Origin of the sequence: Hafnia sp. HMSC23F03, from assembly GCF_001816025.1 — a bacterium.
Taxonomy (GTDB): domain Bacteria; phylum Pseudomonadota; class Gammaproteobacteria; order Enterobacterales; family Enterobacteriaceae; genus Hafnia; species Hafnia paralvei.
Map to the genome: position 1 here is coordinate 60,538 of NZ_KV824187.1, position 13,526 is coordinate 74,063.

Annotated in this window: 14 protein-coding genes; 3 read left to right on the plus strand and 11 right to left on the minus strand. The window is 46.1% G+C overall.

Going from position 1 to position 13,526, the window contains the following annotated elements:
• Positions 1 to 4: 4 nt before the first annotated feature.
• Both HMPREF3091_RS00640 and HMPREF3091_RS00645 read right to left on the minus strand, forming a co-directional pair.
• On the minus strand, positions 5 to 313 hold the full coding sequence (locus HMPREF3091_RS00640; protein WP_004847263.1) for an ArsR/SmtB family transcription factor: 309 nt from the start codon (positions 311 to 313) through the stop codon (positions 5 to 7).
• Positions 314 to 565: 252 nt separating this feature from the next.
• Positions 566 to 1,594 carry a TDT family transporter gene (locus HMPREF3091_RS00645; RefSeq protein WP_070713275.1) on the minus strand — a complete coding sequence of 343 codons (1,029 nt, stop codon included), beginning with the start codon at positions 1,592 to 1,594 and terminating at the stop codon, positions 566 to 568.
• 57 nt (positions 1,595 to 1,651) lie between these two features.
• On the opposite strand from HMPREF3091_RS00645, the gene HMPREF3091_RS00650 reads away from it, so the two are divergent.
• The 3 genes from HMPREF3091_RS00650 (at position 1,652) to HMPREF3091_RS00660 (ending at position 4,421) form a co-directional block, all read left to right on the plus strand.
• A complete protein-coding gene (locus HMPREF3091_RS00650) occupies positions 1,652 to 2,533 on the plus strand; it encodes a LysR substrate-binding domain-containing protein (RefSeq protein ID WP_070713279.1) in 882 nt (293 codons plus the stop codon).
• Positions 2,534 to 2,872: 339 nt separating this feature from the next.
• On the plus strand, positions 2,873 to 3,409 hold the full coding sequence (locus tag HMPREF3091_RS00655) for a fimbrial protein (protein WP_004847267.1): 537 nt from the start codon (positions 2,873 to 2,875) through the stop codon (positions 3,407 to 3,409).
• 10 nt (positions 3,410 to 3,419) lie between these two features.
• On the plus strand, positions 3,420 to 4,421 hold the full coding sequence (locus tag HMPREF3091_RS00660) for a fimbrial protein (RefSeq protein WP_070713284.1): 1,002 nt from the start codon (positions 3,420 to 3,422) through the stop codon (positions 4,419 to 4,421).
• 269 nt (positions 4,422 to 4,690) lie between these two features.
• On the opposite strand, the gene HMPREF3091_RS21945 is transcribed toward HMPREF3091_RS00660, so the two are convergent.
• From HMPREF3091_RS21945 to HMPREF3091_RS00700, 9 genes are all read right to left on the minus strand, one after another.
• Positions 4,691 to 4,954 (minus strand): FaeA/PapI family transcriptional regulator, encoded by a 264-nt coding sequence (locus tag HMPREF3091_RS21945; protein ID WP_020303900.1) that lies wholly within the window; start codon positions 4,952 to 4,954, stop codon positions 4,691 to 4,693.
• 126 nt (positions 4,955 to 5,080) lie between these two features.
• Positions 5,081 to 5,866, minus strand: a complete 786-nt coding sequence (locus tag HMPREF3091_RS00665) for a LuxR C-terminal-related transcriptional regulator (protein WP_227660223.1) — start codon at positions 5,864 to 5,866, stop codon at positions 5,081 to 5,083.
• Positions 5,805 to 6,464 (minus strand): EAL domain-containing protein, encoded by a 660-nt coding sequence (locus HMPREF3091_RS00670; protein WP_070713292.1) that lies wholly within the window; start codon positions 6,462 to 6,464, stop codon positions 5,805 to 5,807. Before HMPREF3091_RS00670 ends, HMPREF3091_RS00665 begins: the two co-directional genes overlap by 62 nt.
• Positions 6,461 to 8,188: a PglL family O-oligosaccharyltransferase gene (locus tag HMPREF3091_RS00675; protein WP_070713297.1), complete on the minus strand. Its 1,728-nt coding sequence runs from the start codon at positions 8,186 to 8,188 to the stop codon at positions 6,461 to 6,463. The genes HMPREF3091_RS00670 and HMPREF3091_RS00675 overlap by 4 nt, the downstream gene beginning before the upstream one ends.
• Before the next feature lie 46 nt (positions 8,189 to 8,234).
• Entirely contained in the window at positions 8,235 to 8,765 is a 531-nt protein-coding gene (locus HMPREF3091_RS00680; protein WP_070713301.1) for a fimbrial protein, read from the minus strand.
• Positions 8,766 to 8,814: 49 nt separating this feature from the next.
• A complete protein-coding gene (locus HMPREF3091_RS00685) occupies positions 8,815 to 9,438 on the minus strand; it encodes a fimbrial protein (RefSeq protein WP_070713486.1) in 624 nt (207 codons plus the stop codon).
• An 11-nt stretch (positions 9,439 to 9,449) separates the two neighbouring features.
• Positions 9,450 to 10,172: a fimbria/pilus periplasmic chaperone gene (locus HMPREF3091_RS00690; protein WP_008812556.1), complete on the minus strand. Its 723-nt coding sequence runs from the start codon at positions 10,170 to 10,172 to the stop codon at positions 9,450 to 9,452.
• 4 nt (positions 10,173 to 10,176) lie between these two features.
• Positions 10,177 to 12,732 carry an outer membrane usher protein gene (locus HMPREF3091_RS00695; RefSeq protein WP_070713304.1) on the minus strand — a complete coding sequence of 852 codons (2,556 nt, stop codon included), beginning with the start codon at positions 12,730 to 12,732 and terminating at the stop codon, positions 10,177 to 10,179.
• A gap of 185 nt (positions 12,733 to 12,917) precedes the next feature.
• Positions 12,918 to 13,445 carry a fimbrial protein gene (locus HMPREF3091_RS00700; protein ID WP_070713306.1) on the minus strand — a complete coding sequence of 176 codons (528 nt, stop codon included), beginning with the start codon at positions 13,443 to 13,445 and terminating at the stop codon, positions 12,918 to 12,920.
• Positions 13,446 to 13,526 lie beyond the last annotated feature (81 nt).

The window sequence follows — 13,526 nt, forward strand, 5'->3', positions numbered from 1 at the left end:
CTCCTTAAGAACAGTAGATGTCTTTGAGAACGCCAATAACGCGCTCAACAGCGGGGTTTTTTATGGAATACAGCACGCTAGTGCCCACCCGTTCGGAATCAACCAATCCCTCTTCACGCATTCGAGCCAAATGTTGGGACGTTGCTGAAGGACTCAGCCCTACCGCCGCCGCTAGTTCCCCCGCACCGGTACGCTCTGCTCCGAGCAAAATGCATAAAATCAGTAAGCGACTTTCATTACTCATTGATTTCAATAGGGAGCTAGCTTGGCTCGCGCGTTGCTGTAACTCAGCAAGATTGAAGGGAGAATCCATATTGACGCCTTATTTTAGAATTTACTAAATTTAGATAAATCTAAAATAAAGCCAAATGAAATGCAAGCGAGAAAGACCCACTGATTAATACGACGAAGGCCCGTCATTTGACGAGCCTTCAGCAGAAACCATCTACACCAAACTATAAAAACAGCGCCCACACAAAACAGCCTAAAAACAAAACCAATGCTGTAGCGGGAATGAGTGAAGCCTGATCTGACTCTTTCATTGTTGTCGAGCTCCTATATCCCACTATTTCACCGCACCTTGATGGATATGCAGCCGGTTAGGGAGCAGATAGTTATGGATAAAGCGTACTGACACATAGCCAATCACCAACGTCGCAATCGCTGCTTCTGCGGTCGCCATCATATGCAACTGACGAGCATACTCGGCGGCATGTGGATAACTACTCACCAAATTTGCCATTTTATAAAGTGCCGTTGCACCAATCGCCATCGGGAAAGTAAATGCTGCATAGCCCGGACTAAACGGCAGTCTCATCAACCGGAAAAAGGCACAATAAATCACGAGGGTCATCAGTAAGGCGATACCAAGCAACACAGCACAAATCAGCATCGACGGCTCTTTAACCACGGTCAGATACCCCGCTAGTGACAAGCTTGCCGGTGCTGCTAATATCGCAATCGTCGGTTTTGCTGCATCCGGTACTTCATTACGGAACATGAAACGGTAAATCATCATCGGCAGCATGATCAGATAGCTCACCATACCAATCGCCAGCAGAATCAAAGCAAACTCGGTGTAGGCATCACTTGGACAGGTAACGTCTGCAACGATAATTCCCACCGGCGGTACGAACCAACTCGGTACCATATGATGCAGATTTGGCTCTTGTGCACGATGATAGATAAAAAATGCCAGCGCGATCAGGTGTACAACGACAGCCCCCAGCCAAAGCACCTGACCCGCTAGCGGCAGAAAATGACCTAACGCTTTAGACACAACCATCGCAGCCATCGCAAAGGTTGGAACGATACTTCCCACAACCGGATGTTTGAGATCTTGCGTTAACGTATCGGGATGAAGGACAAAGCGCGCAGCCATCGCACATAGCAACACTGCTGCAATCAAAGCCCCCGCGTTTTGCCCCACGCCGTGCAGCGGTAAGGCATTCTCTAAACACCACCCCAAGCTTGCGATCCCCAATGCCAAACCTGCAACAGGCGTAGGTAACCCTCGAACTCTATGATGTAAATGTCTCAACACGTTATCACCTCGATTTTTCTTCATCTCTTCTGCGACACAAACTATATCCATCGGGTATTATTTAAAAAATCGAGTTATTTTTGACGCTGAGTTTAGAGAAACTAAACGATGAACATTACCTTCAAGCAACTATCCGTATTTGTCACTATCGCCCATCAAGGCAGCATGACACTCGCCGCAGAAGCTCTTTTTATGACCAAGGGAGCCATATCGCAAACGTTGGCCGAGCTAGAGAATCAGCTTGGCGTGCGCTTATTTGATAGGCAGCATGCTCGTCTATTCATTAATCACGAAGGAAGGAAGTTATTGCCCGTCGCAGATGAACTGCTCGCACGGATGCAAGGGGTGGAAACACTCTTTGGGGAAAATACCCAGGATACTCACCTGCGATTAGGCTGCACGAAAACAATTGGTAGCTACTTACTGCCTGATATGTTGAAAAGTTTTGCTAAAGGCAATGGTTGGATGCCGCAATCAGTCATCGCTAACACCCAAGAAATCAGCAAGATGGTGGATCACTTTGAAATTGATGTGGCGCTGTTAGAAGGACCCGCCACCGAACCTAACCTTATTAGCGAACCTTGGCTTAACGATGAAATGGTGGTGATTGCTGGGCGAGATCATGCCTTAGCGAAAGAAAAAATCGTCCCCTATTCCAAGCTCAGCCAAGAACGTTGGTTACTGCGCGAACAAGGCTCAAGCAGCCGCGCCTTCTTTGACAATCAGCTTGCGCTGCACCTTGATAATCCACAGGTTGCCCTCTCGCTAAATGCCTTTGACGCTATTCTCTCCTGCGTAGCACACAATCTTGGCATTACTTTTATTTCCAAACGCGTATTGCAGCAGCCTTTTTACGCAGGACACTTTGTGCAGCTGCATACAGAGCAACGCTTTATGCGAAAGCTAACGTTGTGCTACCACAAAAATAAATTCATTTCGCCTACGCTGCAAAGTTGGCTCACCTTCAGCCAATCGTGGCCACACGTGTAGATAAACAACAAGACCATTCTCATGGCTACACTCTTTGCATCAAAAGATTAACTTTTTGTTTTTAAAAAGAAAAAACAATAAACAAATAGAAACACTCACTAAGATAAATCTAACAGATAATTATTTTACTACTTGGATAAATAACAATATTTTTAGTCGTGTGAGCAACTCATTCGCCCTCACACGACAAATTAACTCGCATTTTATTTACAGTAACGAAGTTAGTTTTTACTAGCATATGAATACGTTACCCTTACTGCGCTCAATATACCCCCAAGACATTTGAACAATGAAAAAACGAGTGGGTAAATTCCGTCAATGTTGTAACGAGTTAATAAGATGAACATGCGCCTTCGCTACATAACGTTGTTATTTTTTTTATTTTCATCGTCTATCTTTGGATCAGCACTCGCCGCGCTAGCGCCGATTAGCGGTGGTCGCTCTGATGATGAATCAAAAAGCACACTTTACATTCGCGGCAATATTTATGAGCCGGCAGCCTGCAAAATTAATAACGATAAAAACCTTGATATCGATTTCAAACGCATCGCATTGAATAAAATTGATGGCATTGCTTATGCCAACATCACGCCTATAGATATTGTTTGCAGCATCACGACCGGAGCAACGGTTCAATTAGAATTCACCGGAACCTCTTCCGGGAAGAGCCATTACCTGACGACCAGCTTAGACAATTTAGCGCTGGCACTTTCAGACGACAGCACGGGCAATAATATTGAGCTTAATAAATTCTTCACCATACAGAAAACGCAAACTATCCAATTACGCGCAGTACCAACAAAAATTTCTGATGCGGTGGAACTGAACGAAGGCACTTTCAGTGCAACATCCACGCTGATTACACGCTATCTATGACAGGTGCTTAATGAAATACGCATTACCTTCAAAACTTCATGGAAAACGCCTGCTACCTTTAGCTGGATTATTGTTGGCATCTTTTCATGCATCCGCATTTGACTGCGTCGAAAGCGGAACTAACGTCGTTGATAAACCCCCTATTGATATCGGTGAGCTCGCCATACCCGCTAATGTGCCGGATAAGACTAAAGTCTGGGAATCAAACCCAATCACCGTTACCGCCTTTTGTGATAACAACACCAAATCTAATTTTAAAGACTATGTGACCTTCTATTTCAACCCTAAATCAAAATCGTTAGGTCAGGGGCTAAAATTAGGGGTCACCTATGAAGGGAAAGATCTAGAGCAAGACGGTCAGGCTTTACAAGTGCCTAACGGTGGCCCTGTGTATAAAAAGGGTTCAGGAACGCCTACATCCAAAACGGTAACCGTAACTTTTCGTCTCTATATTCGTACTGATGGAAAGCCGCCGGCTTCAGGACATTACCAAGGTGCTGACGAATTTGTTGTATTCCAGCTCGATGGCTCCAGCGGAATCAACTTTCGACCTGATGCAAAAAACCTCAAATACTCGCTTTCAGGCTTAACCGGTGCGCGTTTTTTAAGCTGCGGTGCTCAAATCAAGCTTTATCCAGAGAATCAAAATCTGGACTTTGGTGATATCGATCGAACAGAACTAAGCAGCGGGAATGTATTATCAAAAAGCTTCACCGTGAAGGCCGTAAAAGAAGGAGGGTGTCTAGAGGACTTCTCTTTAACATCCCAATTTGCCACAACTGAAACGTTATTAGATAGTACGAATATAAACTTAAACAACGGTGTAAAGCTTGGTTTCCTTGATCAAGATAATAAAGCCGTAGAGTTTAATAAATATACTAACTTTGGCAGCATGAAAGGTATTACCGAGATCAGTAAAAATTATACAGCAAACATCTCAATGATACCGGGTCAAACCATCAAGGCCGGTCCATTTGTTGCAACCACCATTGTTAAAGTGAATTATTATTAACTGATTGAGAATCATCCTATCGATGAAATTAGCAATGAAATTAATAATAGAAACGTGTACAGAAACGCAGATGAGGTTTCCCCCATCTGCGCTATTACTAATAGTAGAAATAAAGTCAATAATTGATAATTAGGATTATTCCATTGCAAAATGTCACGAAAATCGCTCCGTACATAAATATGCTCGGAGAAATTGGCGACGCAACAGCCTATCCCTGAGGGACATGCCTGATAAAACTAAAAATCAATAATGAATTATTTTGCTAAAAATTAGCGATTTGGAATACACCAACGTAGAGAATTACTACGACCAGCTCCTCCTTGATAGCAATTTACTTTTCCTTCACCGACAAGTTGCAACAGCCAGTGGCGAGTCACGTAAATACTTTCACCACACTCTTCTGCAACTTCTCTCGTTTTTGGCCAACATGATTCTGGTAGATAGGGATCTGTACTCCGAGTTTCCCCCATCCTAGTTGAACATATCTTTCCCAGATTCATGTAAATTCTTTCTTTCTTCGTTAATTTATCCATTTCCAACTCCATTGACTCGTTATCATTGAACGTTATGTGTCTTTGTTGTTGCTACCGCATCTGCGGCAATTCTACTATCCATAGCAGATACTTCTCTCATCGGAGATGAGCGTCCAAATTTAATAATTAAATAGCTACGGTGTGTATTAATCTTTCCACTATACGATGCCGAACATTTAATTCTCGTGCGGATGAATTCACATAGGAAAACCTTTTACGGCCAGAAGAATAAGTCAATCTATCTTCATAGCTTTTCATCAAAGCTAAAAGTTCTGCGTCGCTATTTAAATTAAATTTGTGCATAACAGAACGCTTATGGCTACTAATAGTTTTAATATTTAAAGAGAGTATCCACGCAATGCGGGCAACGCTAAACCCCGAACATATATAGCGAACAACCTTTTCCTCTTGAGGCGAGAAATAGAGCGCTTGACATTCATGACAATGTCGTACTTTTTCATTTCCGGCGAACGAGTTTTTCCAAGCGAGTATGATTTTTTTACTTAGCGATTTCAAAGATTCGTTGCGTTTAATGAACAGCACACCTTTTAAGCAATCAGGCAATCTAGCTAACGATGTCTTCCACTCCCCAGTACAAACACCAATCAGTAAGGAATTGCCCTTACGATGTAATAACTCGTAATGGCATACGGAGGCAGCACCACTTTGAAATACCTTCACAATAATATCGGAAGAATTTAGGTTATCTTCACTACTTTCTAGCAATTCAACGGGACCTAAAGCATTTAAAGCAAAATGTTGCTTAATAAAATGCCAAAGCCCATCACGATAGAATGCATTTTCATCATCAATCAAAACTCTCGTCATATCATTACTCGGAATATTATTATTAAATAATCGTTTCTGGCCACAGATAGCCCTGTAAATGGCTAGCGCCAGAGCAAGCAGCAATCTCCCTATGCTGTAAAGTTTCAATGCCTTCAATTAATACATTGGGTGAAATTTGATAGCAGTTTTTAACCAGTTGATTCAATACGCTTGGCATTGACTGAGAGCGCCAAAATTCATGCTTATCGATTTTTATTCCATCGAAACGAAAATTGAGCTCACGCACCACAGACAACATTGAACCCTCGATATCATCAAGCCAAACGGCGATATTCTGTTCATGCAATGCATTCAGATTTTTGACCAGCGTTTGCTGCTCGTCACACGTTAACCCAACTAAATTTTCTGGATCTTGCAGTTCAACCACGACTCTTTTATCTGGTGATATCTGAATCAACTCGCCCAAATCTGAGCGTGATAAATCCCGAACGGGCAAATTGATAAAATAGTGCACGTCAGATGAAGAATTTGTTACCCGCTCAACCTGATGGTTAAACATGGAAAATACAACATTTGAAGGCACTTGCCGAAAGTAACTCTCAGAATCAACGGCATCAGAAAAATGGCTGAGCACTTCGTAACCAATGACCAAGCCCGTTTTCAATTCAACAATGGGCTGGAGTTTTATTCCGACCGGAGATGGATAATGAGCAAACATCATTTTGACTCCTGTGCGGCAACCACAGCCGGTAATTGGAAACGAATATCCCGATTAAAAATTTGGCTGGCTTCCTGGCGCAATTTTTCAGCCTCATTCGCATCTCTGTTGAAGCGCAGAATGGCAATTCGGGATGCATACACATTCGCGTCCACATGGCGAGAAAGGTATACCTGCGACCAATCTAAATAATGTTGTAAAATCTGAGGAGCACGGCTCTGGTTGTATTGCAGCAGTTGGCTAACCTGACGATCATAATCAACGCGTTCTCGCAGCAGCCAGGGTTGCCAAAGTTGCTGTTCCAGCAGGGGAAAGTGAATTCTTGCCTGCTTCATCTGTAGCTGTTCAGCCTTAGTCAGCAGAATTTGAGTTTGCAGCGTGGGCAGCATCAGTGTCAGTCCTGCAAACGCCGATAAACACATGGCCATTCGAATCACACCGTTCATTTTTGGCTTAGACACAGCAACGGTATTGGAAACCGCAACATCGGTCAGGCTCAGCAACAAGAGAAAAATGAGCCAGTGAGCGGTAGACATATAAAACGGATATTCAAGCTGGCTATGTATTGCTATTGGCATCATCAACAGCCATAGCGCAAAACAGTGTTTATTCACCTGTCTCCACGCCAAAAACATCAGACGGATAAAAGCCACGGCGATCAGTACATAGCCCAGCAGTGCCGAAACGCCCCCCTCTACCCAGCCAAATAACAACTCATTATGCGGATGCGTGATCACTCCCATTCCAGCGATCGGCGGCGTCATGCCCAAGGCAAAATGTGCAAAGCTATATTCGAAACTGCCATATCCCCAACCACTTAACGGATGTGTGGCAATCATGGCTAACGTGATCTGTAGGATTTTCCAACGTTCAAGATTTGATCCCTCGTGGGAGACTGGCGTCACGAGATCCGCCGCCATCATCAGCGAATAGCCAGTCAGAAGGCCAAGAATAATCAGGCCAGCCAATACAATGGTTTGACGAGGGAACTCACGCCATCGCAGGGCAAAGTTTGCAACGACGACGATCACAGCGCCTATATAGCCAGCGCGCGACTGAAGTAAGACCAACATAGCGGGTAGCAAAACCAGGGCAGCCAACTGCTGCAACCGCAGTAAACGCCGAGCCAAAGGCGCACTTTGTTGAGTGGCATCAGATGATTGTGGCAAATAGAGCAGATAGAGTGCACAGGCGATGCCGGTAGCCATAAAAGAGGCCATGACATTCACCTGACGGAAGACGCCGGTCGGCCTTGCCCCTTCAGCACTCAGCGCCATTAATCCTGAGTCTGGTGGTAATAGAGAAAGTTGGATAAACCCGATCCCACCCTGTATCAAAACCGCAAACAGCAACAGGTTAATGATCCTTACCCGCCAACACTCGCTAAAACGACACTGCAACAGCGTGAAATAAAAGGCCAATCCAGCCATAACGCCAGCCATCTGAAATAGCGCATCACGCAGCCATTTCTCAGGCGTATACAATAAAGGAATCAACAAAAAGACAACGCCTGCGAAGATCAGTTTAAACGTTGTAGTAATAGTGATGTTCCGATGCGAATTCAGCAGCCAGTAGGCCAATACAGACAGCGCGATAAAGACCCAAGCGACAATATTTCCGGGCATCCGCAATCCACTCCCCCCCATGCCAGGAATAAATATGTGCATACCTATCGCCAAATAAATTAGCAAAATAATGAAAATTGCCGTTCGGTTTATCGCTTGCATAATTTGCTCTTAAAACGCATGACCTAACATCAACAGGAAACATCAACTACGGGTATTCAAGATGGAATTCCGCCGTAGTACTAAAATCCCCCTCGGTGATACTGTGGTCTGCGATACTTTTTGATGACGCTTTAATAAATGCAGAGAACTTAAGGGAGTTAGCCCCTTGATTGAGGTTGTATTTAGCCGAGCCGTTGTTGAGCGGAATGAACGATGTTGGGCTCTGCACATCGCCAGACACAGACTCAAGTCCCACAGCCAAGCCTTTTACCTTCGCGCTTTGCAAGGAGAGATAGCCTGTTTGCTCGCCATCCTCTGTGCCAGTAAATGAGACCAATACGATTTTTGAGATCGAAATATCGCAGTTTTTTAAGTTGATGCTGAAGGGCTTCGATTCCGAGCGACCCTCGGCATAAAATGTCTTGATCGCAATAGTGCCAAAATCCACATCTTGGCCGTCTGCGTTGATGTCGACTTCGCAGGGTTCGCTGACAACCTCACCATGAAAATTGATATCTACCGTTGCCAATGAAGAGCTAGAAAATAGCGCCATACCTAGCAAAGCTAAGAGCCTCATATATATTTCCCTCTGCAAAATCACGAACGCCTATTTCTAGTCTGGGTACTTATTGATACGTCAGGTTTAAATTAATCGTGGTGTGATATTCCCCTTCAATCAGCTCTTCAGGAATACGTTCCAACATGGCATACATCACCAAATCCGTATTTCCCTGAGACATAATCAAAGGCTCGCTGTGCTCTCCGGGGATCAGTTGCCGATGCTTGTAATCTTCCAAACGCAATCCCACCCCACCAGCCGAGCCAGACACCTTCATCAGATATTTGTTGCTATCACTCGCAACCCCACTGACGGTCACATAAGAAACCAACTGCCCAGGAAGAAAGGTGATGTTGCCGCCGTGGGAGTCATCTCTGGGCGAGTTACCCACGACACCGCAGTCTTTCAATTGAAAATGCACGGTCACCGGATCGGTACGATTACCGATCCGATTCAAACTAACGCGAGAAGTGATGCCTAAATCAATCGACTGATCTTTCGACTCCATTGCCAACACACAGGCGGGTTCAGTCAATGAGCCTTGAACCGTCATTTCGCCATGCATGCCATACACGTCCCATCCATCTATGCTTTTCGCTTGAGCCTGCTGTAGATCAAAAAAGGTCACAGCCCCAGAAAGCAGGCAGATCCACAGCGTAGTGCGAGTCAATCTTAGATATGAAGTACGCATAGCGTTGGCCACTAGCTCCGGTTCGTCGTTGCACGACACTCATTGCCGCTGCACGTGAACTTCAGCTCTGGACGGCCACCAAAGTCATTGATATAGGTGACATAAGGAGTGGAATACGCTGGAGTAACCGCCTTTTGGGTCGACTTAGGCGCGACCATCACCGGGCGAAAATCTTTCGCGGACTCGCCTTTCGGCTGACCGGAAATACCGATGACAGTGACGTAGTAAGGTGTCGGATTTTGGATTTGGTAGCCGTCACTGGTTTTGGTCAATACGATCTGATCCTGCCATACGGTATCGGGATCGATGGCAATCGCGGCAGGACGATAGAACAGTTTTATCTTGGTTTGCAGCGCAATCTGCATCACGTTTTGTTTGCTGCTGCGCGGGGGAATTTCGCGCACATTGAAGTAAAACGCAGTCTCTCGATCCTGAGGTAATTTGGCAATACCGCCCGTCGCGTTAATACGAATCTGGCTTCTTGAACCCGGTTCGACGCGCTGAACAGGCGGAACGACCACTAATGGATCGCTAATCTTTTTCCCGTTGATATCTTCCAGCCAGGACTGCGCCAAATACGGCAACTGAGTGTTATCGTTACGAATATTCAGGCTGATTGATTTCTGCGTTCCTTCGAAAATCGCACGTGTACGATCGAGAGCAATTGCCGCCTGGGCGGCCTGCGCGCTCAGTAACAAAACGAAGCTTAATGATAAAGTCTGTTTTAATTTCATGGTGTTATTGCTCTTCATGGATGTTATCAATTGGGTTTGCCGCAGGAACATTTTTCACCGCTGCAGGAATTTGTGTTTGGCTCTCTGGATGGCATGGCAGCAGCAACTGTTCTTGCTGGCTCAAGGTTTTAGGAATAACCACCGTGCATTGCTTAGCGCCATCCCACAGTACGTCGAGAGACTCCCCGCCCTGTAAACCGGTTAGCCAAGCCATACCACCGTCACCAACAATTGCCAGTTCGCGGCCTTCACTGTTTTTCACGCTGGCACCAAACGGAGGATGACTGCCGTCAGCCAATGCCAATACCGCCAGCGCTTTCGCCCCTTTCACTACGCCAAACTTACGGTAACCGATGGCACCTTCCGTCAGCGCAGAGTCAACAACCGAGCGGCTGGAATCCACGTCATCGGCCATTTTGGTTAAATCGATGCTGGTAGAATTGCGGTAATAGCTGTTCATATCGGTAATCACGCCGATGCCATAACCGTTGGTATGAACACGACCTCCGTTGATTGGCACGCCACCGACGCCTTCGGTGTCGACCATCAAACGCGTTCCGCCACTGATACCGCCGGAGTGCAACGCTGCACCTTTTGCCGTAATGGTTGCGCCGCCCTGCATCGTCATCCCCGCCGAGGAGTAGTTCCCCTGCGAGTAGGCCGCATTAGCACTCATGTTGGCGAAGTCACCGCGATGGCTGTAATAACCGTTAAACTGACCTCGAGTACTTTCATCGCCGCCGCTGCTCAGGCCCGTAGAAACACGGTAGTTATTGTTATTATCAATACGGTCGTAATAGCTCACGTTTTGGCTATAGCGGCTATTGTTGTACTGGCCGTCGTAGCTCACCGAGGCTGAACTTCCCATTGGGATCGACAGACTGACAAATACCGCATCGTCGTCACGCTGGTTAATCTTGCTACGCGTAGCCGAAATATTGAGGGAGACATTTTTCAGCGCCCACAAATTCATAAAAGTACTGCCTGACAGGCTGTAGCGATCGTCGGTCGGCTGATCCCAATAGGTCTGATGGCTATAGGTGAAGTAGAAACTCAGTCCCACATCAGAAAAATTCTTGTTCGCCGTGATGGTGTACAGCTCTTTATCGTGACCTGAGTTTTGCTCGTGGTAACGCGCATCGAGGTATTCTCCCATCGACATATAGTCACGCTCGGAGAATCGATAGCCCGCAAAGGTCACTTCACTGTCGTATTCGTCAAAACGTTTGGAATAGCTTAAACGCCAAGATTTCCCCTGACGTTTTGCCTCTCCCGGTACGCTGGCAAACGACTGGGTAACATCCGCGGATACCGCCCCCAGTAAGAACAAATCACGCCCAATACCGATTGATGCGGCGTTGTAATCACCCGCGAGAATGCTACCGCCATACAATGACCAACTGTTGGCGATACCCCATGAGAATTCACCGGTCGCAAACGTAGGTCCCTGCAAATGATGTTCATAGGTTGATGGCCGCCCCATCGCGAGCTTATAACGCACCATTCCGGGACGAGTCAGATATGGGATCGTCGCGGTATCAACCTGAAATGTCTGGACTGTTCCGTCTTGTTCTTCAACCTTTACATCTAACTTGCCGGTAACGGCGCTGCTTAAGTCCTGAATACGAAATGGGCCTGAAGGCACCGTAGTTTCATACAGCACGCGTCCCTGCTGGGAGACCACCACTTTGGCGTTAGTCTTGGCGATCCCTGATACTTCTGGCGCATAGCCTCGTAGCGCTGGAGGCAGCATGCGATCATCACTACTCAGCGATAGACCGGTGTAACGCCATGAGTCGAAGATGCTGGACGACAAATAGTTTTCACCCATCGATAACGTCGAACGCAGCTGAGGAAGCGCGCGGTACATATACACGCGGCTCCAATCCATGTTGTGCTGGCTGCTCTGATCCGAGCCAGAGGTGCGGCTATAGCTCCCCTGATAATCACCACGCAAACGCCACGGCCCCGCATTCGCCCCAACGGTCCCGCTGATGCTGGCATTCTGGCTATCGCCTCCCGTATTTGGACGCGTTGCCGACGCATTGAGGTTATAGTCCAGCAATAAACCAGGGATGCCTTCATCCCAGCGTGAAGAGGGCACCCAGTTCGGATCGCTGTATTCAATCCACGCCTGTGGAATCGAAAGCTGTAAGCTCGAATTGGATAAATCACCGCGTACGGTGGTGCCTTGAAGTTGGCTAAAGTCCGCACACTCTCCCTGATGCCAATAGGTCACTTTATTCAGTGCGGCGGGCTTTAATCCCAGCTCACTCACCAACTCTGGTGAAAGGCAAGCTTCACTGCTATCGGGTTCATTTTCGCGAGGATAAAAATTAAAGGGGTATTCCCCCACGCTTTGGTCGTTCACTCGCAGCGCTAACTGATACAGACCCGGCAAAATATAGTTTGCTTTTGAGAACCGAGAGAAATCGATGTTCGCCTTATCCGCGGTATCCAGCATGTCCGTATTAAACTCTACGGCTTCACTCGATAAACTGGTGCCAGCCACGGCTAACGCCATAGCCAAACTGATTTTATTGATATGGAATGTAGACATTACCGTCTCTATTATTTCTAGCTCAGATGCACCAAACAAAAACAGTTCTTACAGAAAACTATTCGTCCATGCGCGCATACCACAGAGATAAAACGTCATCGGCGATTTATTTTTTGCGCGAACCTCTCCCACCGAAAATGTTCATGGCAAGAGAAATAATTATTTTTCGGATTAATCTATTTTTATTATAGATATTCCACTTTGAACTTTACGATTGCTCTGTAATTCCCTGCTCGCAGCTCATGGTTATTCCGTTGAATGGCTAATTTATAATTGAGCACCATAGAGCCAACATTCAGTGGTATATCCGGCAAGTTTTGCCCTGGCACGATGATATTGCCTGCTTCATCCTTTAGAACCAGACCTATTCCACTCGCCTCACCCTGTAAACTCAGTAAATTTGCAATTTCATCCCTAGTACCATCAAACGTCAGGTGCACACTTTTAAAATCCGGCCGTAAATGGTCTTGAGAAGTCAGCTCACAATTTTCTAATTTAATAACAAACTCTTTTTCTGGGCCTTGACCATTTTTAGCGAGTTCACTGATTGGCATAGAGCCTAAATCAATCACCTGCTCCAATGACTCAGAAGATATACTGCATGCAGTCGCCACCAAGGTTCCCGTCATTTTAACGCGCCCTTGTTGCTCTCCCATCGCCCCCGCCGTTGTCAAAAAGAAAACCATAAAGGCACAGAGCGTGCGGACTACCATGCTATCTCTCCTGCTAAACCGCGACTTTGAATTAAGGGCGTAGCAATTTACGCCCTGAGTAATTAATACAACGTAATATCT

Coding starts and splice junctions, on each gene's coding strand:
- HMPREF3091_RS00640 (WP_004847263.1), bottom strand. CDS start 313: ATGGATTCTCCCTTCAATCTTGCTGAGTTACAGCAACGCGCGAGCCAA.
- HMPREF3091_RS00645 (WP_070713275.1), bottom strand. CDS start 1,594: ATGGATATAGTTTGTGTCGCAGAAGAGATGAAGAAAAATCGAGGTGAT.
- HMPREF3091_RS00650 (WP_070713279.1), top strand. CDS start 1,652: ATGAACATTACCTTCAAGCAACTATCCGTATTTGTCACTATCGCCCAT.
- HMPREF3091_RS00655 (WP_004847267.1), top strand. CDS start 2,873: ATGAACATGCGCCTTCGCTACATAACGTTGTTATTTTTTTTATTTTCA.
- HMPREF3091_RS00660 (WP_070713284.1), top strand. CDS start 3,420: ATGAAATACGCATTACCTTCAAAACTTCATGGAAAACGCCTGCTACCT.
- HMPREF3091_RS21945 (WP_020303900.1), bottom strand. CDS start 4,954: ATGGATAAATTAACGAAGAAAGAAAGAATTTACATGAATCTGGGAAAG.
- HMPREF3091_RS00670 (WP_070713292.1), bottom strand. CDS start 6,464: ATGATGTTTGCTCATTATCCATCTCCGGTCGGAATAAAACTCCAGCCC.
- HMPREF3091_RS00675 (WP_070713297.1), bottom strand. CDS start 8,188: ATGCAAGCGATAAACCGAACGGCAATTTTCATTATTTTGCTAATTTAT.
- HMPREF3091_RS00680 (WP_070713301.1), bottom strand. CDS start 8,765: ATGAGGCTCTTAGCTTTGCTAGGTATGGCGCTATTTTCTAGCTCTTCA.
- HMPREF3091_RS00685 (WP_070713486.1), bottom strand. CDS start 9,438: ATGCGTACTTCATATCTAAGATTGACTCGCACTACGCTGTGGATCTGC.
- HMPREF3091_RS00690 (WP_008812556.1), bottom strand. CDS start 10,172: ATGAAATTAAAACAGACTTTATCATTAAGCTTCGTTTTGTTACTGAGC.
- HMPREF3091_RS00695 (WP_070713304.1), bottom strand. CDS start 12,732: ATGTCTACATTCCATATCAATAAAATCAGTTTGGCTATGGCGTTAGCC.
- HMPREF3091_RS00700 (WP_070713306.1), bottom strand. CDS start 13,445: ATGGTAGTCCGCACGCTCTGTGCCTTTATGGTTTTCTTTTTGACAACG.